This window comes from Geodermatophilus sp. SYSU D01105 (genome assembly GCF_054050095.1).
The window spans coordinates 1-23048 of sequence record NZ_JBJGYR010000011.1 but is presented as its reverse complement, the minus strand read 5'-3'; the positions used below and the strand labels follow the sequence as shown (position 1 = coordinate 23048).

22 protein-coding genes are annotated in these 23048 nt (G+C 74.5%); 15 read left to right on the top strand and 7 right to left on the bottom strand.

Annotated elements, in window-relative coordinates:
• Positions 1–27 precede the first annotated feature (27 nt).
• From ACI79I_RS12110 to ACI79I_RS12090, 5 genes are read left to right on the top strand one after another with little or no spacing between them, the layout of a single operon-like run.
• Complete coding sequence (locus ACI79I_RS12110) at positions 28–1005, top strand: Bug family tripartite tricarboxylate transporter substrate binding protein (RefSeq protein ID WP_456992585.1); 978 nt, start codon at positions 28–30, stop codon at positions 1003–1005.
• Positions 1002–1547 (top strand): tripartite tricarboxylate transporter TctB family protein, encoded by a 546-nt coding sequence (locus tag ACI79I_RS12105; RefSeq protein WP_456992584.1) that lies wholly within the window; start codon positions 1002–1004, stop codon positions 1545–1547. The genes ACI79I_RS12110 and ACI79I_RS12105 overlap by 4 nt, the downstream gene beginning before the upstream one ends.
• Positions 1547–3112: a tripartite tricarboxylate transporter permease gene (locus ACI79I_RS12100; protein WP_456992583.1), complete on the top strand. Its 1566-nt coding sequence runs from the start codon at positions 1547–1549 to the stop codon at positions 3110–3112. Before ACI79I_RS12105 ends, ACI79I_RS12100 begins: the two co-directional genes overlap by 1 nt.
• Positions 3113–3523: a universal stress protein gene (locus ACI79I_RS12095; RefSeq protein ID WP_456992582.1), complete on the top strand. Its 411-nt coding sequence runs from the start codon at positions 3113–3115 to the stop codon at positions 3521–3523.
• 13 nt (positions 3524–3536) lie between these two features.
• Positions 3537–4457, top strand: coding sequence for an alpha/beta fold hydrolase (locus ACI79I_RS12090; protein WP_456992581.1), 921 nt, complete (start codon positions 3537–3539; stop codon positions 4455–4457).
• A 3-nt stretch (positions 4458–4460) separates the two neighbouring features.
• Here ACI79I_RS12090 and ACI79I_RS12085 read toward each other — a convergent pair whose 3' ends face one another.
• Genes ACI79I_RS12085 through ACI79I_RS12075 form a run of 3 tightly spaced genes read right to left on the bottom strand, consistent with a single transcriptional unit; the run spans position 4461 to position 7616 of the window.
• Positions 4461–5351, bottom strand: coding sequence for an alpha/beta fold hydrolase (locus ACI79I_RS12085; RefSeq protein ID WP_456992580.1), 891 nt, complete (start codon positions 5349–5351; stop codon positions 4461–4463).
• A 26-nt stretch (positions 5352–5377) separates the two neighbouring features.
• Positions 5378–6262 (bottom strand): alpha/beta fold hydrolase, encoded by an 885-nt coding sequence (locus tag ACI79I_RS12080; RefSeq protein ID WP_456992579.1) that lies wholly within the window; start codon positions 6260–6262, stop codon positions 5378–5380.
• A gap of 13 nt (positions 6263–6275) precedes the next feature.
• Positions 6276–7616, bottom strand: coding sequence for a hypothetical protein (locus ACI79I_RS12075; RefSeq protein WP_456992578.1), 1341 nt, complete (start codon positions 7614–7616; stop codon positions 6276–6278).
• Positions 7617–7782: 166 nt separating this feature from the next.
• On the opposite strand from ACI79I_RS12075, the gene uvrC reads away from it, so the two are divergent.
• From uvrC to ACI79I_RS12025, 10 genes are all read left to right on the top strand, one after another.
• A complete protein-coding gene (gene uvrC, locus ACI79I_RS12070; RefSeq protein ID WP_456992577.1) occupies positions 7783–9861 on the top strand; it encodes an excinuclease ABC subunit UvrC in 2079 nt (692 codons plus the stop codon).
• A complete protein-coding gene (gene rapZ / locus ACI79I_RS12065) occupies positions 9858–10955 on the top strand; it encodes an RNase adapter RapZ (RefSeq protein WP_456992576.1) in 1098 nt (365 codons plus the stop codon). The genes uvrC and rapZ overlap by 4 nt, the downstream gene beginning before the upstream one ends.
• 8 nt (positions 10956–10963) lie before the next feature.
• The gene (locus ACI79I_RS12060) at positions 10964–11926 is read left to right on the top strand and encodes a gluconeogenesis factor YvcK family protein (protein ID WP_456992575.1); all 963 of its coding nucleotides are present in this window, start codon (positions 10964–10966) and stop codon (positions 11924–11926) included.
• Between the two features lie 128 nt (positions 11927–12054).
• The gene (gene whiA / locus ACI79I_RS12055) at positions 12055–13035 is read left to right on the top strand and encodes a DNA-binding protein WhiA (RefSeq protein ID WP_456947546.1); all 981 of its coding nucleotides are present in this window, start codon (positions 12055–12057) and stop codon (positions 13033–13035) included.
• A gap of 198 nt (positions 13036–13233) precedes the next feature.
• Complete coding sequence (gene gap / locus ACI79I_RS12050; protein ID WP_456992574.1) at positions 13234–14238, top strand: type I glyceraldehyde-3-phosphate dehydrogenase; 1005 nt, start codon at positions 13234–13236, stop codon at positions 14236–14238.
• A 2-nt stretch (positions 14239–14240) separates the two neighbouring features.
• Positions 14241–15446, top strand: coding sequence for a phosphoglycerate kinase (locus ACI79I_RS12045; RefSeq protein ID WP_456992573.1), 1206 nt, complete (start codon positions 14241–14243; stop codon positions 15444–15446).
• 20 nt (positions 15447–15466) lie between these two features.
• A complete protein-coding gene (gene tpiA, locus ACI79I_RS12040) occupies positions 15467–16255 on the top strand; it encodes a triose-phosphate isomerase (RefSeq protein WP_456992572.1) in 789 nt (262 codons plus the stop codon).
• A 32-nt stretch (positions 16256–16287) separates the two neighbouring features.
• Positions 16288–18084, top strand: a complete 1797-nt coding sequence (locus ACI79I_RS12035; RefSeq protein WP_456992571.1) for an ABC transporter substrate-binding protein — start codon at positions 16288–16290, stop codon at positions 18082–18084.
• A gap of 157 nt (positions 18085–18241) precedes the next feature.
• Complete coding sequence (gene secG / locus ACI79I_RS12030; RefSeq protein ID WP_456947551.1) at positions 18242–18475, top strand: preprotein translocase subunit SecG; 234 nt, start codon at positions 18242–18244, stop codon at positions 18473–18475.
• Between the two features lie 113 nt (positions 18476–18588).
• Positions 18589–18930, top strand: a complete 342-nt coding sequence (locus ACI79I_RS12025; protein ID WP_456947552.1) for an RNA polymerase-binding protein RbpA — start codon at positions 18589–18591, stop codon at positions 18928–18930.
• 25 nt (positions 18931–18955) lie between these two features.
• On the opposite strand, the gene ACI79I_RS12020 is transcribed toward ACI79I_RS12025, so the two are convergent.
• From ACI79I_RS12020 to zwf, 4 genes are all read right to left on the bottom strand, one after another.
• A complete protein-coding gene (locus ACI79I_RS12020) occupies positions 18956–19135 on the bottom strand; it encodes a hypothetical protein (RefSeq protein ID WP_456992570.1) in 180 nt (59 codons plus the stop codon).
• Between the two features lie 236 nt (positions 19136–19371).
• Positions 19372–20184, bottom strand: coding sequence for a 6-phosphogluconolactonase (pgl, locus tag ACI79I_RS12015; protein WP_456992569.1), 813 nt, complete (start codon positions 20182–20184; stop codon positions 19372–19374).
• Positions 20181–21278 (bottom strand): glucose-6-phosphate dehydrogenase assembly protein OpcA, encoded by a 1098-nt coding sequence (locus ACI79I_RS12010; RefSeq protein WP_456992568.1) that lies wholly within the window; start codon positions 21276–21278, stop codon positions 20181–20183. Before ACI79I_RS12010 ends, pgl begins: the two co-directional genes overlap by 4 nt.
• Positions 21279–21309: 31 nt before the next feature.
• Positions 21310–22827 (bottom strand): glucose-6-phosphate dehydrogenase, encoded by a 1518-nt coding sequence (gene zwf / locus ACI79I_RS12005; protein WP_456992567.1) that lies wholly within the window; start codon positions 22825–22827, stop codon positions 21310–21312.
• Positions 22828–23048: the final 221 nt, after the last annotated feature.

Here is a 23048-nt window from a genome sequence, read left to right as displayed (position 1 = left end):
CGTTCCGGAGGGGGTCCGGTCGTGCCCGTGAGCCGCAGGTCCTTCCTCGCCGGCGTGGTCGTCGCGCCGGCCCTGAGCGCGCTGGCGGGCTGCGCGGGCACCGTGGTGCAGCCCGGTGACCTCTCCCGGCTGCGGATCATGGCGCCGGCCAGCCCCGGAGGCGGGTGGGACACGACCGCCCGCGTCATGCAGCGGACCATCCAGAGCAGCGGCCTGGCCCGCAACGTGCAGGTCTTCAACGTCGAGGGGGCCGGCGGCGTCATCGGGCTCGGGCAACTGGCCCGCGAGGACGACGACGCGCTGCTGATGATGATGGGGCTGGTCATGGTCGGCGCCGTCGACACCAACGACTCCTCCACCCGGCTCACCGACGTCACGCCGATCGCCCGGCTCATCGGCGAGACCGAGCTCATCGTCGCCCCGCCCGACGCCCCCTTCGACGACGTCGCCGGCTTCGTCGAGGTGTGGAAGGCCGACCCCGCGAACACGCCGATCGCCGGCGGGTCGGCCGGTGGCACCGACCAGATCCTCGCCGGGCTGCTCGCCCAGGCCGCGGGGATCGACCCGGGACAGATCAACTACATCCCCTACTCCGGCGGTGGCGAGTCCCTGTCGGCGCTGCTCGGCGGTCAGGTCACCGCCGGGATCTCGGGCACCGCCGACTACGGCCCGCAGGTCGCCTCCGGGGACCTCAAGGGCCTGGCCGTCTCCACCGCCGAGCGCAGCGACCAGGTGCCCGACGTCCCGACGCTGGTGGAGTCCGGGTTCGACGTCGAACTGTCCAACTGGCGGGGGGTCATGGCCCGGCCCGGGATGACCGACGGCGCCCGCGACGACCTGACCGCCCTGGTCGTCGACATGCACGACAGCGACGAGTGGGCCGAGGCCCTGGCGAACAACGGCTGGGACGACCTGCTGCTGACCGGCGACGACTACGGCGAGTTCCTCGTCCAGGAGGAGGCCCGGGTGCGCGAGATCCTGGTGCAGATCGGCCTGGTCCAGTGAGCACCGCGGCCGACCGCGAGCCGGCTCCGGTCCCCGCGGAGGAGCCCCCGGGGCGGAGCACCGGCGAGCTGCTCATGACCGTCCTGCTCGGCGCCCTGGGGGTCTACCTGGTCGTCGACGCCGGGACGATCGCCGTCCCCGGCTCGGCGAACACCGTCGGGCCGCGGTTCTTCCCCTACCTGGTCGGCGGCCTGGTCATCGCCACCGCGCTGGCGCTGGGCTACCGCGTGTTCCGCGGCGACCGCGGCCCCGCCGACGAGAGCGAGGACGTCGACCCCACCGCCGGCACCTCGTGGCGGGCCGTCGGCATCATCGCGGTCGCCTTCCTCGCTCACGCCCTGCTCATCAACGTGATCGGCTGGCCGCTGGCGGTGACCCTGATGTTCGGCACGGTCGCCTGGGCGCTCGGTGCGCGGGGCATCGTCCGGCCGTTGATCGCCGGCGGGATCACCTCGGTGGTGGTCTGGATCGTCTTCGTCAAGGCGCTCAACGTGGCGCTGCCCGGCGGGACGCTGCTCGAGCTGGCGACGAGCTGGTTTTGATGGACGCCCTCAGCGACCTCGCCGCCGGCTTCGGCGACGCCCTGACGCCGGTCAACCTGCTGTTCGCGTTCATCGGCGTCCTCCTGGGGACGGCGGTCGGCGTCCTCCCCGGCATCGGGCCCGCGATGACCGTCGCCCTGCTGCTGCCGATCACCTACGTGCTGGAGCCGGTCAGCGCGTTCATCATGTTCGCCGGCATCTACTACGGCGGCATGTACGGCGGGTCGACGACGTCGATCCTGCTCAACACGCCGGGCGAGGCCAGCTCGATCATGACCGCCCTCGAGGGCAACCGGATGGCCAAGGCCGGCCGCGGCGCGGCGGCGCTGGCCACGGCGGCGATCGGCTCCTTCGTCGCGGGCACGATCGCCACCCTGCTGCTCGCGTTGCTCGCGCCCACGATCGTCGACCTGGCCATCGGGATCACCGCGGCCGACTACTTCGCCCTCGCCGTCCTGGCCTTCGTCGCGGTGTCCACCGTCCTGGGGGCCTCGCCGCTGCGCGGGCTGGCGTCCCTCGGCATCGGCCTCTACCTGGGGCTGGTGGGCACCGACGTCCTCACCGGCCAGGAGCGGTTCACCCTGGGCATCCCGCAGCTGTCCGACGGGATCGACGTGGTCGTGGTCGCGGTGGCGCTGTTCGCCGTGGGGGAGGCGCTGTACGTCGCCTCCCGGCTGCGCCGCGGGCCGGTGGAGGTCATGCCGGCGTCCGGGCGGTACATGACCGGTGAGGACCTGCGCCGGTCCTGGAAGCCGTGGCTGCGGGGGACGGCGCTGGGCTTCCCGCTCGGGGCGATGCCGGCCGGCGGGGCGGAGATCCCGACGTTCCTGTCCTACGCCGCCGAGCGGAAGCTGACCCGGCACCCCGAGGAGTTCGGGCGCGGCGCGATCGAGGGGGTGGCCGGGCCGGAGGCGGCCAACAACGCGGCGGCCGCCGGCGTCCTCGTCCCGCTGCTGACCCTCGGGCTGCCGACCTCGGCGACCGCCGCGATCCTGCTGGCCGCCTTCCAGGGGTACGGCATCCAGCCCGGCCCGACGCTGCTGACCACGGAGTCCACCCTGGTGTGGACGCTCATCGCGGCGCTGTTCATCGGCAACACGATGCTGCTGGTGCTCAACCTGCCGCTGGCCGGGCTGTGGGTGAAGCTGCTGCGCATCCCGCGCCCGTACCTGTACGCGGGCATCCTGCTGTTCGCCTCGCTCGGTTCCTTCGCGGTCAACGCCGACCCGCTCGACCTCGTGCTGCTCCTCGTGCTCGGCTTCCTCGGCTTCGCCATGCGGCGCTACGGCTGGCCGGTGGCGCCGGCGGTCATCGGGCTGATCCTCGGCCCGGTCGCGGAGACCAACCTGCGCCGCGCGCTGGCCATCAGCGGTGGCGACCTCGGCGTCCTGGTCGACACGTGGTTCAGCCGGATCGTGCTGTTCCTCGCGCTGCTGGCGCTGGTGGTGCCGATCGTGCTGCGCGTCGTCCGCGGACGGCGCTCCACGCCGGAGGAGCTGCAGCACGGCGAGGGGCTCCGGCACCACGAGACCGCGGCCGCCGGTCGCGAGGGAGGGGAGGACTAGGTGGGCGGGGTCGTGGTCGTGGGGGTCGTCCCGAACCCGCGGGGGCGGGCCGCGCTGGAGCACGCGGTGCTGGAGGCCGAGCGACGGGCGGCCCGGCTGGTCGTCGTCAACAGCTCGCGCGGGGACGCGCTGGTGGACATGGAGTACCTGCAGGGCGAGCCCCTGCGGCAGCTGCTCGCGGATCTGACAGTGTCCGGGGTGCCCTTCGAGGTGCGCCAGCCGATCGGCCGCGACGTCGCCGAGGAGCTGTCCGCCGCCGCGCGGGAGACCGGCGCCGAGCTGGTGGTCATCGGGCTGCGTCGGCGGTCCGCGGTGGGCAAGCTGCTCATGGGCAGCGCCGCCCAGCGGATCCTGCTGGACGTCGAGTGCCCGATCCTGGCGGTGAAGGACCCACCTGCGGAGGCGACGTGACGAGGGCGACGCGATGACGGCGACGGACGAGGACCTGCGGGAGCTGGAGGCCGCCGACGGCGTCCGGCTGCGGTACCGGCGGTGGCTGCCGGAGGGCGCCGTCCGCGGCACGGTCCAGGTGGTGCACGGCGCCTCGGAGCACTCCGGGCGGTACGGCCGCCTGGCCGGGGCGCTGACGGCCCGCGGCCTGGCGGTGTACGCCCTGGACCTGCGCGGCCACGGCGGGACGGCGGAGTCCACCGGGCCGGGCCGGTTCGGTGCGGGCGGCGCCGACGCCCTGCTGGCCGACGTGCGGGCGCTGTCCGCGGTCGCCGCTGGCGAGCACCCTGGCGTCCCGCGGGTGCTGCTCGGCCACTCGATGGGCTCGATCGTCGCGCTGGCCGCCGCGGAGGAGGACGGCGGGGACCTGGCCGGCCTGGCCCTCTCCGGTCCGGTCGGCGTCGCGCCGCACCTCGCCGAGTCGGTCACCGCGCTGGAGGCCTCGACGGCGGCCGGCGCCGGCGACCAGCCGCTGGACGCGCTGGGCGCGTTCAACCAGCCGTTCGAGCCGGCCCGCACCCCGTTCGACTGGCTCTCCCGCGACCCGGCCGAGGTCGACGCCTACCTCGCCGACCCGCTCTGCGGGAACCGCATGCCGCTGACCACCGGCTACGCGGCCGGTGTCTTCGGCCTCGCCGTCCGCTCGGCCACCGCGGAGGCGGTCGCCCGGCTGCCCGAGGGCCTGCCCGTGCTGCTGCTGGCCGGGCAGCGGGACCCGGTCGGCGGGGTGGAGGCCGCCCAGGTGACCGCCCTGGCCGACCTGCTGCGCGCCCGCGGCCTCCCCGTCGAGCTGCACGTCTACCCCGACGCGCGGCACGAGGTGTTCAACGAGACCAACCGTGACGAGGTGACCGGCGACCTGCTCGCCTGGCTGGCCGGCCGGATCGGCGGCTGACCCTCATCCGGCCGGGCGCACGGACACCGGCGGACGGTCCGGGGAGGAGCGGGCGTCGTCCGGCGCCGGACGGGGCGGCGGCGTCGCGGCGGCCGCCACCTCCTGCCAGAAGTCGTCGACGCGGGCGTTCCACCGCTCGGGGACCTCCTGGAACGGCTGGTGCGACTCGGTCGCCCAGACCTCGAACTGCGCACCGGGGACCAGGTCGGCGACCACCCGGCCGAGCTCCGGCCGCGCGGTCGGGTCGATCCCGCCGGCGAGCACGAGGGTGGGGGCCTTGACCTGCGGCAGCCGGTCGGTGGTGTCGTGGGCCGCGAAGGCGTCGAGGTGCCGCTGGATGACCTCGGGGGGCTGCTTGTAGGGGAAGGCGAGGGCCTCGTCGATGAACGCGTCGACGGTGCCGTCGTCGTGCGCGCGGGGTGTGTAGACCACCAGGAAGAAGGCCTCCAGGAAGGCCCGCTCGTCCGGGACCGCCTCGACCAGCCAGCGGATGAACCGCACCCACCTCTGCATGTAGACGTCCATGGCCGCCCAGGTGCTCTGCAGCACCAGGCTGCGGACGAGGTCGGGACGGCGCAGCGCCAGCTCCTGCGCGATCTTCGCGCCGCCGGAGAAGCCGGCCACGTGCGCGGACGGGATGTCCAGGGCGTCCAGGACGGCGGCGGCGTCGTCGGCCATCTCGCCCACGCTGGTCGGGCCGTCGGGCAGCGCCGTCCGCCCCGCGCCCCGGTTGTCGAACGCCGTCAGCCGGTAGCGGTCGGCCAGCCCGTCGAGCTGGAACTGCCAGGACTCGACGGTGTCCCCGAGCCCGCCGATCAGCAGGACGTCGGGGCCCGACCCCACCTGCTCGGTCCAGATCTCCACGCCGCCGGCTGAGCGGATGTGCTGTCCCATGACGGGCTCCTTCCGTGCGGACGTGGTCACCCGCGGCCGGCGGCCTCGGGCGGGCGGTCGGGCGACGGGCGGTCGAGGTCCGGGGCCTCCCGGGGGCGTGGGGTGGTGGCCGCCTCGACCTGTTGCCAGAAGGCGTCGACGCGGGCGTTCCAGCGCTCGGGCACCTCCTGGAACGGCTGGTGCGACTCCTCCTCCATGACCTCGAAGACGGCGCCGGGGATCGCCTCGGCGACCGCCCGGCCGAGGTGCGGTCGGGCGGTGGGGTCGATGCCTCCCGCCAGCACCAGCGTCGGCGCGGCGACGCGGGGCAGCCGCTCGGTGCTGTCGTGGTGCCAGATGTCGGCGAGGAAGCGGTGCACGTCCTCCGCCGACTGCTTGTGCGGGAAGGCGACCACCTCGTCGATGAACGCGGCGACCGTGCCGTCGTTGTGCGCCCGCGGCGTGTAGATCCACAGGAAGAACGACTGCAGGAACGTCCGCTCGTCCGGTGCGTTGTCGACCAGCCACTCGACGAAGCGCAGCCACGTGCGGAAGAACGGGTCCATCGCCGCCCAGGTGCTCTGCAGCACCAGGCTGCGGACCACCTCGGGGTGCCGCAGCGCGAGCTCCTGGCCGATGAGGCTGCCGCCCGAGAAGCCTGCGACGTGCGCCGAGCGGATGCCCAGCGCGCGCAGGACACCCGCCGCGTCGTCGGCCATCGCCGCCACGGTGGCTCCCTCCGGCGGCATCGCCGTCCGGCCGGCGCCGCGGTTGTCGAAGGCGGTCAGCCGGTAGCGGTCGGCCAGCCCGTCGAGCTGGAACTGCCAGGACTCGACGGTGTCGCCCAGGCCACCGATCAGCAGCACGTCGGGCCCCTGCCCGACCTGTTCGACCCAGACGTCGACGCTGCCCACGTGGACGTGCCTGCCCATCGCCGTGCTCCTCTCAGGGGTGCCACCGCTGCTGGTGCTCGGCGTGCGTCCGCAGGTAGGCGCCCGGCCGGAAGAACCGGTCGTAGAACTCCAGGTCGAGGTGATGGGCCTGGACGTAGTTGAGGACGAACAGCGTCGGCACGGTGCCCGGGAACTTGCCGAAGGTGTCCAGCACGTACTGCGCCTGCAGGGTCACGCACGCCTTGAACTCCTCGTCGTGCACCTGGGCGCTGCCGCGGAAGCCCGGGCTGTCGGTCCACGGGCCCGGGGTGGCGGGGTGGAACGGGCCCCCCTCGCCGAACTTGCGCTCGGCGAAGGCCTCCACCGCCGCGGCCATGTCCGCGTGGTGCGGCGGGCAGAAGGCCTCGAAGACGCCGGGGAGGCCGGTGGGGTTGGGGACGGCCCACCGATCGTCGGTGTCGTAGCGGAACCCGAGACCGGGCACGTCGGGGTTGCCGGAGGCGCCCAGCACGGAGAAGCGGTCGATCCCGTCGAACATCCAGCCGCCCAGGCCCATCGCCTGCAGCAGGAGCACCCCGCCGTAGCAACTGGTCGCCAGCTCGGCGGTGGCCTCGGTGAGCGCGTACTGCTCGGCGAAGGTGAGCGGGAACGGGGCGTCGACGTCCACCAGGTCGCGGAACCGCTCCAGCCCCGGGATCTCCCGCCCGTTGACGTCGTCGAACACCGCGTACCCGTTCTGGGTGAAGAAGCAGAGGATCGCCAGCATGTGCTGGGCGATGTCGGCGACCGGGATGACCAGCAGCGAGCCGGGCACGTTCACACACCAGGTGTTGTGCCCCTCCATGTAGGGCTCCTCGGCCGGCAGGTGCAGCCGCCGGTCGGACAGCTGCCGCACCCGGCCGCGGTGGCGCTCGACCATCAACTCGGCCGTGACCTCCTCGGTGGCCGGGTCGACGAGGGCCCCGGCGTCCCGGGTGGGGAAGAAGTACACGCCGGTGTCGTCGGTGAAGAACAGCTCGGCGGTGTGGAAGCCGGCCGCGGACGGGAAGGTGCGCCCGGCGGCCCCACCCGCGTAGTTCGCCGCATGGGGCGCGTAGCGGGCGTTCCGGGTGATCGAGTAGTGCCAGCCGGTGGTCCCGCCCATGGCGCTCAGCACGAGCATCCGCTCGAGCTCGGTCAGCGGCATCGGCTCGTGCCGGGACCGGTGGGCCAGGGGGCCGTCCGGGATCTCGTCGCCCAGGGCGAACCGCCGGGAGCGCCGTCCGAACAGCGCCTCCACCAGGGGGAAGGTCGCCAGGTCGGCCAGCGGGTCGGTCAGCGGAGGCGGCGCGGTCCGGGCCTGGGGGATCCCCGTCGTGCGGGCCGGAGTCGTCGGGTGCTGCGTCGAGCTCATGGGCCCACCCCCGTCGGGACGACCTGACCGACCCGAGGTTCGGGCCGGGCCGGGCCGCCGGGCAAGGGGCGGAGGTCCCGGGGGGAATCCCACCGATGTGGTTCCCGTGGTCACATCCGCCCCCCGGGGACGGCGGACCGTCGTCCACCCGACCTAATCTGGGGCCATGCCCGACCCGTCCACCTACCGACCGGCGGTCGGCAGCATCCCGGAGGACCCAGGGGTCTACAAGTTCCGCGACCCCAACGGGCGGGTCGTCTACGTCGGCAAGGCCAAGAACCTCCGGCAGCGGCTGAACAGCTACTTCGCCGACGTCGCGGGCCTGCACCCGCGCACCCGCCAGATGGTGACGACGGCGGCGAGCGTCGAGTGGACCGTGGTCGGGACAGAGGTCGAGGCCCTCCAGCTCGAGTACAACTGGATCAAGGAGTTCGACCCGCGGTTCAACGTCCGCTACCGCGACGACAAGAGCTACCCGTCGCTGGCGGTCACCCTCAACGAGGAGTACCCGCGGCTGCAGGTCATGCGCGGCCCCAAGCGCAAGGGGGTGCGCTACTTCGGCCCCTACGCGCACGCCTGGGCGATCCGCGAGACCCTCGACACCCTGACCCGGGTCTTCCCGGCCCGGACCTGTTCCAACGGCGTCTTCAAGCGGGCCGGGCAGATCGGGCGCCCGTGCCTGCTCGGCTACATCGGCAAGTGCGCGGCGCCGTGCGTCGGCCGGGTGTCGGCCGAGGAGCACCGCGCCATCGTCGACGACTTCTGCGACTTCATGGCCGGCCGCACCGACTCGATGGTCAGGCGCCTCGAGCGGGAGATGGGCGAGGCCGCCGAGGCGATGGAGTACGAGAAGGCCGCCCGGCTGCGCGACGACCTCGGCGCCCTCAAGCGGGCGATGGAGAAGCAGGCGGTCGTCCTCGGGGACGGCACCGACGCCGACGTCGTCGCCTTCGCGCAGGACGAGCTGGAGGCCTCGGTGCAGGTCTTCCACGTCCGTGGCGGGCGGGTGCGCGGTCAGCGCGGCTGGATCGTCGACAAGGTCGAGGAGGTCACCACCGGGGAGCTGGTCGAGCAGTTCCTGCTCCAGGTCTACGGCGGGGTCGACGACCAGACCGGCGTCGTCGAGGCGGGGGAGACCGTGCCCAAGGAGGTGCTCGTCCCCGAGCTGCCGCAGGACGCTGACGTGTACGAGGAGCTGCTCAGCGAGCTGCGCGGCTCGCGGGTGTCCCTGCGGGTGCCGCAGCGCGGGGACAAGCGCGCCCTGCTGGAGACCGTCGAGCGCAACGCCAAGGAGGCGTTCGCCCGGCACCGCGTGAAGCGGTCCAGCGACCTCACCGCCCGCTCCCTCGCGCTCGCCGAGCTGCAGGAGGCCCTCGAGCTGCCCGACGCGCCGCTGCGGATCGAGTGCATGGACGTCTCGCACGTCCAGGGCACGAACGTCGTGGCGAGCATGGTGGTCTTCGAGGACGGGCTGGCGAAGAAGTCCGACTACCGCCGGTTCAGCGTCAGCAACGGAACCGACGACACCGCGGCGATGGCCGAGGTGGTGCGGCGGCGGTTCGCCCGGCACCTCAAGGAGGAGCAGGACCGCAGGGACGAGCAGGGGGTCGCCGCGGAGGAGGGCCGGCCGCGCCGGTTCGCCTACCCACCGAACCTGCTCGTCGTCGACGGCGGCGCGCCGCAGGTGGCCGCGGCCGCACGGTCCCTCGACGAGCTGGGCATCGTCGACGTCGCCGTCTGCGGGCTGGCGAAGCGGATGGAGGAGGTGTGGCTGCCCGGCGAGAGCGACCCGGTGATCCTGCCGCGCACCTCCGAGGCGCTGTACCTGCTGCAGCGCGTGCGCGACGAGGCGCACCGGTTCGCGATCACCTACCACCGGCAGAAGCGGTCCACCAGCATGCTGGTCTCCCTGTTGGACGACGTCCCCGGTCTCGGGGAGACGCGGCGGAAGGCGCTGATGAAGCAGTTCGGGTCCCTCAAGCGGCTGCGAGCCGCGACCGTCGAGGAGCTGATGGCCGTGCCCGGCATCGGCCGGCGGACGGCGGAGGCGGTGCAGGCCGCGGTGGCACAGCCGGAGGCGGAGCAGTCGGCGGGAGGACAGCCGGAGGCGGGAGGCCGGCCGGCGGAGGCCGCAGCGGTGGAGGAGGCGGTCGAGTCGACGACCGCGCCGGCCGGACCGGCGCAGCGGGGGACCCCGCAGCCGGGAGCCGGGGCCACCGCCGAGGTCGGGCTGGTGGCCTCGTGAGCGAGCTGGCGAGCTCACGGGGGGAGCAGGGCAGCGAGCCGGCGAGCTCAGGGGGGGAGCAGGGCAGCGAGCCGGCGAGCCCACCGGGTCAGCCGGGTGACGGGGACGCGCGGGACGGGCACGGCGGTGAGCTGACCGGTGCGCACGGGGCGGGGCCGTTCGGCACGGCCCCGGGCACGCCGGGGCACCCGCACACCGAGGTCTCGCCGCCGGTCGACCCCTCGTCCACCGAGACCCAGCCGCTGGACGTCGTCGTGGTCACCGGCCTGTCCGGCGCGGGCAAGAACAGCGCCGGACGGGTGCTGGAGGACCTCGGCTTCTTCGTGGTCGACAACCTGCCGCCGGCGCTGCTGCAGCCGATGGTCGAGCTCGGTGCGCGCGGTGACCTGCGCCGCTTCGGCGCCGTCGTCGACGTCCGCAGCCGGGCCTTCTCCAGCGACCTGCAGGAGGCCATCCGGGTCCTTGCCGAGGCCGGCCACCGGCCGCGGGTCGTCTACGTGCACGCCCGCGACGAGGTGCTCGTGCGCCGGTACGAGTCGGTGCGGCGGGAGCACCCGCTGCAGGGCGACGGCACGCTGATCGACGGGATCTCCGCCGAGCGCGCGCTGCTCACCGGGATCGCCGGCGAGGCCGACCTGTGGGTCGACACCAGCGACCTCAACGTCCACCAGCTGCGCGCCACCCTGGAGAACGCGTTCGCGCGGGAGGGGCAGGCTCCGCCGCTGACCGCGACCGTGCTCAGTTTCGGGTTCAAGTACGGCCTGCCGCTGGACGCCGACCTCGTCGTCGACGCGCGGTTCCTGCCCAACCCGCACTGGCTGCCCGAGCTGCGGCCGCACACCGGGCGGGACCCCGACGTCCGCGACTACGTCCTGGGCCAGGAGGACGCCGGCCCCTTCCTCGACCGCTACACCGACGTGCTGCGGCTGCTCGTACCGGGCTACCGCCGCGAGGGCAAGCGCTACCTGACCCTCGCCGTGGGCTGCACCGGCGGCAAGCACCGCAGCGTGGCGATCGCCGAGGAGTTCGCCCGCCGGCTCGCCGCCGAGGGCATCGCCACCACCGTCCAGCACCGCGACCTGGGCCGCGAGTAGTGGGGGCCGTGGGAGCCGGGTCCCAGCGCCCGTTGCGCGTGGTGGCCTTCGGCGGCGGGCACGGCCTGGCCGCCGCGCTGGGTGCGTGGAAGCAGCTGACGCCGGAGCTGACCGCCGTGGTCACGGTCGCCGACGACGGCGGCTCCTCGGGCCGCATCCGTCGGGAGATGCCGGTGCTGCCGCCGGGTGACCTCCGCATGGCCCTCGCCACCCTCGCCGACGACGGCGCGGACACCCGCCGCTTGGCGGCGCTGCTGCAGCACCGGTTCGGCGGCACCGGCGTGCTGGCCGGGCACCCGGTCGGCAACCTGGTCCTCACCGGGCTCACCGAGCTGCACAGCGGCGACGCGGTGGCGGCGCTCGACGACCTCTGCCGCCTGCTGGGCGCCCGCGGGCGGGTGCTGCCGATGGCCGACGTCCCGCTCGACCTGGTCGCCCGGGTGGAGAGCACCGACCCGGACGATCCGAGTCGGACGCGCACCATCCGCGGCCAGGTGGCCATCGCGTCCACCCCCGGCCGGGTCCGCGAGATCCTCGTCTCACCGCCGGACCCACCGGTGAACCCCGCGGTCCTCGACGCGATCGCGGCGGCCGACGTCGTCTCGCTGGGGCCGGGCTCCTGGTACACCTCGGTCCTGCCGCACCTGCTGGTGCCGCGGCTGCGCGCTGCCCTGGCGGCGAGCAGCGCCCGCGTGGTCGTCGTGCTCAACCTGGAGCCGCAGCCGGGGGAGACCGACGGCTTCTCGCCGGAGGAGCACCTGGCGGTGTTGCGTGCCCATCTGAGCGGGGTGGCGCTGCACTCGGTGATCGCAGATGTCGACTCGGTGGTTGACCGCTGTGGTCTCCTGTCTGCGGTGCGCGAGTGCGGCGCGGAGCTGGTCCTGGCTCCCGTCGCCGAGCCCGACGGGTCACCACGGCACGACCCGGTCCGCCTCGCGGCGGCGCTGACGTCGGCCGTCGGAGTCCGCTAGGGCACGACGGGCATTGGAATTCGGGGCCGGGTACCGCAACCTTCGGTACCGGCACCGGTACGAGGGGGAGAAGAGGGGACGCCGCACATGGGGCCTGGTTACCCCGGGGGAACGTGGGGGTGGACGGCATGGCGATGACGGCCATGGTCAAGGACGAGCTGTCTCGGGTGGAGTGCACGAAGACCTCCGAGCGCAAGGCGGAGGTCACCGCCCTGCTGCGCTTCAGCGGTGGCCTGCACATCGTGGGTGGCCGCGTGGTCATCGAGGCCGAGCTCGACACCGGGTCCGTCGCCCGCCGTCTCCGTCGCGACATCAGCGAGGTGTACGGCTACACCAGCGGCGTGAGCGTGCTGGCCGGCGGCAACATCCGCCGCGGGGTGCGCTACCTGGTGCGCATCGCCAAGCACGGCGAGGGGCTGGCCCGCCAGACCGGACTGGTCGACCAGCGCGGCCGCCCGGTGCGGGGCCTGCCGCCGGCCGTGGTCTCGGGCAGCATCAACGACGCCGAGGCCGCCTGGCGCGGGGCCTTCCTCGCCCACGGGTCTCTGACCGAGCCCGGCCGGTCGTCCTCGCTCGAGGTCACCTGCCCCGGCCCCGAGGCCGCGATGGCGCTGGTCGGCGCCGCACGGCGGCTCGGCATCGCCGCCAAGGCCCGGGAGGTGCGCGGCGCGGACCGCGTCGTCGTCCGGGACGGCGACGCCATCAGCGCCCTGCTGACCCGCATGGGCGCGCACGACGCCGTCCTGGCCTGGGAGGAGCGGCGGATGCGTCGCGAGGTCCGGGCGACGGCCAACCGGCTGGCCAACTTCGACGACGCGAACCTGCGCCGCTCCGCGCGGGCCGCCGTCGCCGCCAGCGCCCGGGTGGAGCGGGCGCTGGAGATCCTCAACGGCGACGCGCCCGAGCACCTGCTCGTCGCCGGCCGCCTGCGGCTGGAGTTCGGGCAGGCGTCGCTGGAGGAACTGGGTCAGCGCGCCGACCCGCCGATGACCAAGGACGCCGTCGCCGGCCGCATCCGCCGCCTCCTGGCGATGGCCGACAAGCGGGCCAAGGACCTCGGCATCCCCGACACGGAGTCCGTCGTCACCGAGGACATGCTGACCCAGTAGGAGGACCACCCTTCCCCCCACGCCTCGCACGCTCGGCGCGGGACCCTGGAGGGTGGCCGTTCCCGGTCGGCGCCGTGGCCCGGGCCGCCTCCAGGCGGCTCGGGCCACGGCGTACCCGGCCCGATAGGGTCTCGTCGGAGCGAGGCCGCCGGTGCGCGGCCCCCGAGGAACAGCGTCGACCGACATCGGAGGTCTGCAGTGACCGTACGGGTGGGCATCAACGGATTCGGCCGGATCGGCCGCAACTTCTGGCGGGCCGTCGCGGCCAGCGGCCAGGACATCGAGATCGTGGCGGTGAACGACCTCACCAGCCCCGAGGTCCTGGCGCACCTGCTCAAGTACGACAGCGTGCTCGGCAAGCTCTCCGAGGACGTCGCCGCCGACGGCGAGGCCATCAAGGTCGGTGGCAACACCATGAAGGTGCTCTCCGAGCGCGATCCGGCCAACCTGCCGTGGGGCGACCTCGGCGTCGACGTGGTCGTCGAGTCCACCGGCTTCTTCACCAAGGCCGCCGACGCCCGCAAGCACGTCGACAAGGGCGGCGCGAAGAAGGTCATCATCTCCGCGCCGGCGACCGACGACGACATCACGATCGTCATGGGCGTCAACGACGGTCTCTACGACGGCTCGCAGACGATCATCAGCAACGCCTCCTGCACCACGAACTGCCTGGCGCCGCTGGCGAAGGTCATCAACGACGCGTTCGGCATCGAGCGCGGCCTGATGACGACGATCCACGCCTACACCGCCGACCAGAACCTGCAGGACGGCCCGCACAAGGACCTCCGCCGTGCCCGCGCCGCCGCGCTGAACATGGTGCCGACCTCCACCGGTGCGGCGAAGGCGATCGGCCTGGTCCTGCCCGAGCTGCAGGGCAAGCTCGACGGGTACGCCATCCGCGTCCCGGTGCCGACCGGCTCGGCCACCGACCTCACCGTGCAGGTCACCCGCGAGGCCTCGGCCGAGGAGATCGACGCCGCCTACCGGGAGGCCGCCGCCGGCCCGCTGGGCAAGTACCTGAGCTACACCGACGCGCCGATCGTCTCCTCCGACATCGTCACCGACCCGTCGTCGTGCATCTACGACGCCAAGCTCACCAAGGTCTTCGGCCCGATGGTGAAGGTCCTCGGCTGGTACGACAACGAGTGGGGCTACTCGAACCGGCTGGTCGACCTCACCACGCTGGTGGGCGCGTCCCTCTGACGATGCGCTCCCTCGACGACCTCCTCGCCGAGGGCGTCTCGGGTCGGCGCGTGCTGGTGCGCGCCGACCTGAACGTCCCCCTCGACAAGAGCACCCGCGCGATCACCGACGACGGCCGCATCCGCGCCAGTCTGCCCACCCTGCAGGCGCTGCGTGACGCCGGCGCCCGGGTGGTCGTCGCCGCGCACCTCGGGCGGCCCAAGGGCGCCCCGGACCCGCAGTACTCCCTCGCCCCGGTCGCCGAGCGGCTGGGGGAGCTGCTGGGCACCGACGTGCCGCTGGCCGCCGACGTGGCCGGCGAGGACGCGCGGGCCCGGGCCGAGGCGCTCGGCGACGGCGACGTGCTGCTGCTGGAGAACGTCCGGTTCGAGGCGGCAGAGACGTCGAAGGACGACGCCGAGCGCGGCGCGCTGGCCGACCGGCTGGCCGGCCTCGCCGACGTGTACGTCGACGACGCCTTCGGCGCGGTCCACCGCAAGCACGCCTCGGTCTACGACGTCGCCCTCCGGCTGCCGCACGTGGCCGGGCGCCTGGTCGCCCAGGAGCTCGACGTCCTGACCCGGCTGACGCAGGACCCGGAGCGGCCCTACGTCGTCGTGCTGGGCGGCTCCAAGGTTAGCGACAAGCTCGCCGTGATCGAGGCCCTGCTGCCCAAGGTCGACCGGCTGCTGGTCGGCGGCGGGATGTGCTTCACCTTCCTCGCCGCCCAGGGCCACGGCGTGGGCCGGTCGCTGCTCGAGCAGGACCAGGTCGAGACCTGCCGGCGGCTGCTCTCCGAGGCCGGCGACCGGATCGTGCTGCCGATCGACGTGGTGTGCGCGCCGGAGTTCAGCGCCGACGCCCCGACCACCACGGTGACCGTGGACGCCATCCCCGGCGACCAGATGGGCCTGGACGTCGGCCCGCGGACGGTGGAGGCCTTCGGGCGCGAGCTCGGCGGGGCGCGCACGGTCTTCTGGAACGGCCCGATGGGGGTCTTCGAGCTCGCGCCGTTCCAGGCCGGCACCCGCGGCGTGGCCGAGTCCGTCTCCGCCGTCGACGGCCTGTCGGTGGTCGGCGGCGGGGACTCCGCGGCCGCCGTCCGCCAGCTGGGCCTGGACGAGTCCGCCTACGGGCACATCAGCACCGGCGGCGGTGCGTCGCTGGAGTACCTCGAGGGCCGGGAGCTCCCGGGCCTCGCGGTGCTGGCCGACCGAGAGGGCGAGTGATGGCACGCAGGAGCGCACCGGTGCGCCGCGAGGGGCGCCGCCCGCTGATCGCCGGCAACTGGAAGATGCACCTCACCCACCTCGAGGCCATCGGCCTGGTGCAGAAGCTCGCCTTCTCGCTCAAGGAGCCCGAGCTCGAGGCGGCCGAGGTCGTCGTCCTGCCCCCGTTCACGGCGCTGCGCAGCGTCCAGACGCTGGTCTCCGGCGACAAGCTGGAGATCGGCTACGGCGCGCAGGACCTCTCGGTGCACGACTCCGGCGCCTACACCGGCGAGGTGAGCGGGGCGATGCTCGCGTCCCTGGCGTGCACCTACGTCGTCGTCGGTCACTCCGAGCGGCGCGCGCTGCACGGCGAGGACGACGCGGTGGTGGCCGCCAAGGTGCAGGCAGCCCTGCGGCACGGCCTGGTGCCGATCCTGTGCGTGGGGGAGGGGCTCGACGTCCGCAAGGCGGGTGAGCACGTCGCGCACTGCACCACCCAGCTGGACGCCGCGCTCGACGGGCTCACCGACGACCAGGTGCGCTCGGTGGTGATCGCCTACGAGCCGGTGTGGGCGATCGGGACCGGCGAGGTGGCCACCCCCGACGACGCCCAGGAGGTGTGCGGTGCCCTTCGGTCACGGCTCGCCGAGCGTTTCGGCCCCGAGACGGCCGCGGTGGTCCGTATCCTCTACGGCGGGTCGGTGAAGGCCGCGAACACGGCCGGGATCCTGGCCGGGCCGGACGTCGACGGCGCCCTCGTCGGTGGTGCCAGCCTGGACGCCGACGAGTTCGCGCAGATCTGTCGGACAGCCGCCGACGGCAGCTGACCGCCGCCGCCGGCGAGGCGGGGAGCGGGTGGGTGGACGACACGCAGCAGGGACCGGCGGGGCGGGGCCCGGCCTGGGCCCGCGGCACCCGTGCCCGGGTCGCGGCCATCGCCGCCGCCGTCGTCCTCGTGGTCGTGGCGGCGGTCAGCTGCAGCACCGGCGGGGACGGCGCCACGGGGGTGCCCGTGCACGGCGACGGTCCGGACGCCGGTCTCACCGGCGTCCGGGCGCCGTCGGAGGCAACCGGGGGGACGCTCCGGGTGGTCGCGGGGGAGATCGACAACCTCGACCCGCAGCGCTCCTACCTCCCGGGCGTGTGGAACCTGATGCGGCTCTACACCCGCACGCTGGTCACCTACTCGACCGAGCCCGGGCGCACCGACGAGCTCGAGCCCGACCTGGCCACCGACCTCGGCACCACCCCCGACGGCGGCACCACCTGGACCTTCACCCTCCGCGAGGGGGCCCGGTTCGAGAACGGGCGGGTGATCACCTCCCGCGACGTCAAGTACGGCATCGAGCGGTCCTTCGCCTCCGACGTGGTGGTGGGCGGCCCCACCCACGTCGTCGAGCTGCTGGACGACCCGGCCAACCCCTACGCCGGCCCGTACCAGGACGAGTCGCCCGACAAGCTGGGCCTGGGCGCCATCGAGACGCCCGACGACCGGACGATCACCTTCCACCTGCGCACCCAGCAGCCGGACTTCCCCTACGTCATGGCGCTGCCGTCGAGCAGCCCGGTGCCGATCGAGGACGACCGGGGTGCCGACTACGGCGGGGACCCGGTCTCCTCGGGCCCCTACGCGATCACCAGCGTCGACCCGGTCACCGGCATCGTGCTCGACCGGAACCCCGAGTGGGACGCGGCGACCGACGAGGTCCGCACCGCGCTGCCCGACCGGGTCGTCGTCCGCACCGGGCTCTCCGGCGTCGAGCGCGACCAGGCCCTGCTTGCCGGGTCGGCGGACGTCGACGTATCCGGCACCGGGGTGCAGGCGGCGACGCAGGCGCGGCTGGCCGAGGGCACCGGCGGCGAGGTCCCGGTGACCGACCGGGTCGACGAGGTGACCAGCGGCGTGGTGCGGCTGCTCGCCCTGCCGACGAACGTGGCCCCGCTCGACAACGCCGACTGCCGCGCCGCGGTGGCCGCGGCGGTGGACCGGCGCGCGGTGCAGGAGGTCCTCGGCGGGGCGGTGAACGCGGTGCGGACCTCGCAGCTGTGGCCCCGCGGCCTGGCCGGCGGTCCCGAGGACCCCGACCCGGGGCCGGACCCGGACGCCGCCCGCGAGCACCTGGCCGCGTGCGGGCAGCCGGACGGGTTCAGCACCGTGCTGGCCGTCCCGGACGCCGCGAGCAGCGTGGCCGTGGCCGAGGAGGTCGCCGGCCAGCTGGCCGCGGTGGGCATCCAGGCCGAGATCCGGCCGCTGGCCGCGCCGAGCTTCTACGCGACCGACGTGGGCAACCCCGACAACGTCGCGGCGCAGGGCTTCGGCGTCGTCCTGGCGACCTGGACGGCGGACTTCCCGACCCCCGGCTCGTTCCTCGTCCCCCTGGTCGACGGGCGGTCGGTCAGCCCCGTCGGCAACACCAACTTCGCGCGGCTCGCCGATCCGGCGCTCAACGGGCTGATCGACACCGCGCGCACGGCCGGGGACCCGCATGAGGCCCGCGCCGCGTGGCGGGAGGTCGCGGCCGCGGCCACGGCGACGAGCGCGTACGTGCCGCTCGCCGAGGCCCGGGTGCAGCTGCTCGCGGGGCAGCGGCTGCGCAACGGCGTGGTGATGACGGCCTACAGCGGCTACGACGTCGCGACCGCCGGCGTCCGCTGACAGCCGCGGGAGCACCGCAGCGAGCACCGACGAGCGAGGAGCGCGCCGCGTCGCGGAGGCGGACCGGTGTGATCGTCCGCTGACCGGAGAGACCGTCCGCCGGCCCGTCCGGGTCGTGTCGGCCGGGGGCCGGAGCGGAGTCGGTTACCCTCGAAGCATGATCGAGCTGGTCCTCAACGTGCTGCTGGTGCTCACCAGCGTGCTCCTCGTGGTGCTGATCCTGCTGCACCGCGGCAAGGGCGGGGGCCTGTCCTCGATGTTCGGCGGCGCGGTGTCCTCGCAGCTGTCGGGTTCCTCGGTGGTGGAGAAGAACCTGAACCGCCTGACGGTGTTCACCGGGCTCATCTGGGCCGTCTGCATCGTCGGCCTCGGGATCCTGCTCAAGGTCTGACCCCGCCGCCTCCGCGATCCGCGGAGAAGGTGGGGGGAATCGCCCGGTCGAGGCCCTAGACTGCGCGCGCGGCCGGTCGACGCCGCAGTCCTCTCGAGACACAGGGAGCGCTCGTGGCTGGTGGGAACGCGATCCGGGGCACGCGGGTCGGCGCTGGGCCGATGGGGGAGGCCGAGCGCGGCGAGTCCGCGCCTCGCCGGCGCATCGCCTTCTGGTGCACACAGGGGCACGAGACGCGGGTCGCCTTCGCCAGCGACGCCGAGGTCCCCGAGATGTGGGACTGCCCGCGCTGCGGGCTGCCCGCCGGTCAGGACCAGGCGGCCCCGCCGCCCGCGCCGCGCACCGAGCCGTACAAGACGCACCTGGCCTACGTCCGCGAGCGGCGCAGCGACGCCGATGGCGACGCCCTCCTCGAGGAGGCCCTCGCCAAGCTCCGGGCCCGCCGCGGCGCCTGAGGCGAGGCCCCTCCGGCGGCCTCGGTCAGTCCAGCGGCGGCCGGGGGAGGGGCACCCGGCGGTAGGGCACCCACGCCGCCTGGTCGACGTCCCAGTAGCAGCCGCGGTGGTGCCGGTCTCGTGACGTGCCCTCCTCGGCGGCGACGCGCGCGAGGGCGTCCTCGGCACGGGCGGGGTGCGGAACGGGCGTGGCGGGGAGCGTCATGGGTCTCTCCGGGGGAGTGTCCGACGGAGTGACCTGAGGCTGCCGTCGGCGTCCGGGGCTCGCGTGCGATCTGCTTGCAGCGGCCGCGTCCGGGAGTGTGCTCCGCCGGGGCTGCGCGGACCAGGGCCCTCGGTCGCGAGGACGGCGCGCAGCGCGCCGCTCCACCGACCCCCGCGGTCGGTGCCGGGCCCGCCGGGACCCCGGCCGCTCGCCGAGGCCGGCGGCCCGGGCCCCGGCTATCCCCGGGGCAGGTCGCCGGCGGCCGCGGCGTCCAGCAGCCAGCGGGTGGCCCGCCGGCCGTGCACCCCAGCGGCGGGCAGTTGCTGCGGCCCGGTGTCGCCGCGCAGGGCTGCCGCGACGGCGGGGGCCTTCCCCTCGCCGGACACGAGCAGCCAGATCTCCTCCGCCGAGTTGATCGCGGAGAAGCCGAGGCTGGTGCGCGTCGGCGGCGGCTTGGGGCAGTCGCGGACCGCGACCACCAGCCGCTCGTCGGAGGCGGCCGGCGACTCGGGGAAGATCGAGGCCACGTGCCCCTCGGGGCCCATGCCCAGCAGCAGCACGTCGAAGCGCGGCAGCTGGGCACCCTCCGGCGCCGCGGCGGCCAGCTGCTCGGCGTACCAGGCGGCGGCGTCCTCGGGCTCGGCGAAGCCGGCGTCCGACGCAGGCATGGCGTGCACCCGCTCGGCCGGCACGCCGACGGGGTCGAGCAGCGCCCGGCGCGCGCCGGTCTCGTTGCGCTCGTCGTCGCCCGCGGGGACGAACCGCTCGTCGCCCCACCAGACGTCCACCGCCGTCCAGTCCACCCGCTCCCGCTCGGGCTCGGCAGCCAGGCCGGCGACCCGCTCCAGGACGGCGGTGCCGATGCCCCCGCCGGTGAGCACGACGGTCGCGGTGCCGTGCACGGCCTGGGCGGCGGCCAGGCGGGCGACCAGCGCGGAGGCCACCGCCCGGGCCAGCCGGTCGGCGTCGGGCTCGACGACGACGTCCGGCACCGGCCGGCCCTCTGTCGCCAGCTCGGCGGCGATCCGGTCGCCCGGCGGCAGACTCACGGGACGACCTCCTCGGCGTTGCGCTCGCCGTGCTCGGCGACCTCGTCGGTCCCCTGCGAGTCGAGCGGCACGGTCGGCAGCGGCTCGCCGTCGCCGCCGTGCGTCTCGGCCGGGTCGAACCACACGTGCTCGCGCACGGGCGAGCGGTCGGCGAGCCCCCGCACGCCGGTGGTCGCCTCCAGGGCCTCCGCGAACGGCTCGTCGGGGTCCAGGCGGCGCAGCTCCTCGCCGACCAGGTCACCCAGCTGGCGGTCGGGCAGGGCCACCATCGCCTCGGGCCGGTACGGCTGGGAGATCACCGCGCCCCCGCGGCGGTCGGCGGTCACCCGGACCTCCTCGTCCTGGTCGAGCTGGAGGAACACCGAGGAGACGCCGCTCGGCCCGGGCCGCCGCTCGCCCTCGACGACGTCGATGGGGCAGCCGCACCGGGCGCTCAGCCAGCCGGCCAGCAGCCGGGCGGTCGCGGAGCCGGGGTCGCCCTCGACCCGGCCGCCGTGCACCCGGACGGCGTCGCCGCGGCGGCCGGACACCGAGTCCACCGTCGAGGTGAGCGTGGCCCGCCACGGGGTGCTGCGGGTCCAGGCGAGGTCGGTGTCGCCGGGGGCGTAGTCCTCGGCGCGGGTGCGCAGGGCGGCCAGCTGGTCGCCGGCCAGCCCGCTGTCGGTGATCCGGCGGTCGGCGATGACCGCCAGCGCGTCGGTGCACAGCCGGTCGGGCGGCGTGCCGTGCCACCAGGTGACCACGGGGGCGTCGGCGGCCAGCAGCGGCAGCACCACCGACTCGGCGTGCAGCGCGAGCCGGCCGTACATGCGCATGACGACTGCCTCGCCGGGCCCCAGGCGGCCGCCGATGAGCACCTCGGCGTCCAGGCGGGGGGTGGGCGCCTCGATCTGGCGGCGGACAACGATGAGCAGTCGGCAGGGGTGCTGCTCGGCGGCGGCGGTCGCCGCCTCCTCGGCCTCGGCCACGCGCCCCTCGTCGGCGACGACGACCAGGGTCAGCGCCACGCCCGAGAGCACGGCACCGCCGGTGCGTCGCTGGGCGGCCAGTTCCTTGACCACGGCGGAGCCGGTGGTGTCCCAGAGGGTGGTCATCGGGTCTCCTCGGATCGCGTGGGCCGGCCGCTCACGGACGCCGCCACCGGCGTCCCTCGGCGGCGAGCATCTCGTCGGCGGCTCGCGGACCCCACTCGCCGGCCCGGTAGGGGTGCGGCGTGGTCCCGGCCCAGAACTCCTCCAGCGGGTCGATGACCGACCACGACGCCTCCACCTCCGCGTTGCGGGGGAAGAGCGTGGCGTCGCCGAGCAGCACGTCGAGCAGCAGCCGCTCGTAGGCCTCGGGGCTGGCCTCGGTGAACTGCTCGCCGTAGAGGAAGTCCATCGACACGTCGCGGACCTCCATGACGCTGCCGGGCACCTTCGACCCGAACTTGAGGGTGACCCCCTCGTCGGGCTGGACCCGAACGACGAGCTGGTTGTTCCCCAGCTCCTCGGTGTCGGTGTCGGCGAAGGGCAGGTGCGGTGCCCGCTTGAACACCAGCGCGATCTCGGTGACCCGCCGCGGCAACCGCTTGCCCGTGCGCAGGTAGAACGGCACGCCGGCCCACCGGCGGGTCTCCACGCCCAGCCGGACGGCGGCGTAGGTCTCGGTCGTCGAGTTCGGGTCGACGCCCTCCTCCTGCCGGTAGCCGTTCGCCCGCTGACCGGCCAGCCAGCCCTGCTCGTACTGGCCGCGGACGGCGGAGGTGCGCAGGTCCTCGGGCAGCGAGACGGCCCGCAGCACCTTGAGCTTCTCGGTGCGGATCTCCTCGGCGGAGAACTCGACGGGCTCCTCCATCGCCGTGAGCGCCAGCAGCTGGAGCAGGTGGTTCTGCAGCACGTCGCGGGCGGCGCCGGTCTGCTCGTAGAACTGCGCCCGCCCGCCGATGCCGACGTCCTCGGCCATCGTGATCTGCACCGAGTCGACGTGGTGGCCGTTCCAGACCGGTTCGAACAGGGTGTTGGCGAACCGCAGCGCCATCAGGTTCTGGACGGTCTCCTTGCCCAGGTAGTGGTCGATGCGGAAGACGTCCTCGGCGCTGAACACGGAGTCGACCAGCGCGTTGAGCTCCCGGCTGGAGGCCAGGTCGGTCCCGAACGGCTTCTCGACGACCACCCGCCGCCAGCGCTCGGGCGTGCTGTCGGCCATGCCGGTGCGCTGCATCTGCTTGAGCACCACCGGGAACATCGCCGGGGGGATCGACAGGTAGAAGGCCGCGTTGCCGCCGATCCCGTGGGTGCCCTCGAGCTCCCCGAGGGTGGCGGCGAGCTCGTCGAAGGCGTTGTCGTCGTCGAACGACCCCTGGACGAACCGGACGCTGCCGGCCAGCCGCTCCCAGACCTCCTCCCGCCACGGGGTGCGGGCGGCCTTGCGGGCCGCGTCGCGGGCCAGCTCGGCGAAGTCGGTGTCGCCCCAGTCCCGGCGGGCGAAGCCCAGGAGGGCGAAGTTGGTCGGCAGCAGCCCGCGGTTGGCCAGGTCGTACACCGCCGGCAGCAACTTCTTGCGCGCCAGGTCCCCGGTGATGCCGAAGACCACCAGTGCACACGGCTCGGGCACACGGGGCAGCCGCCGATCCCGCGGATCACGCAGCGGGTTGGGGATCATCGTCCGTCCTCAGGGTCGGAGGGAGTCGCCGTCCGGCGCGGCGGTGGACCGGACGGCGCGGCGGTACGGGTCTACTGCAGCGGACGCTCGGCGACCGGGACCGTCCGGGGCAGCGCGCCGGGCACCCGGACCGGGGGGGGGGGGGGGGGGGGGGGGGGGGGGGGGGGGGGGGCGCGGGGGCGGGGGGGGGGGGGGGGGGGGGCGCGGGGGGGGGGGGTGGA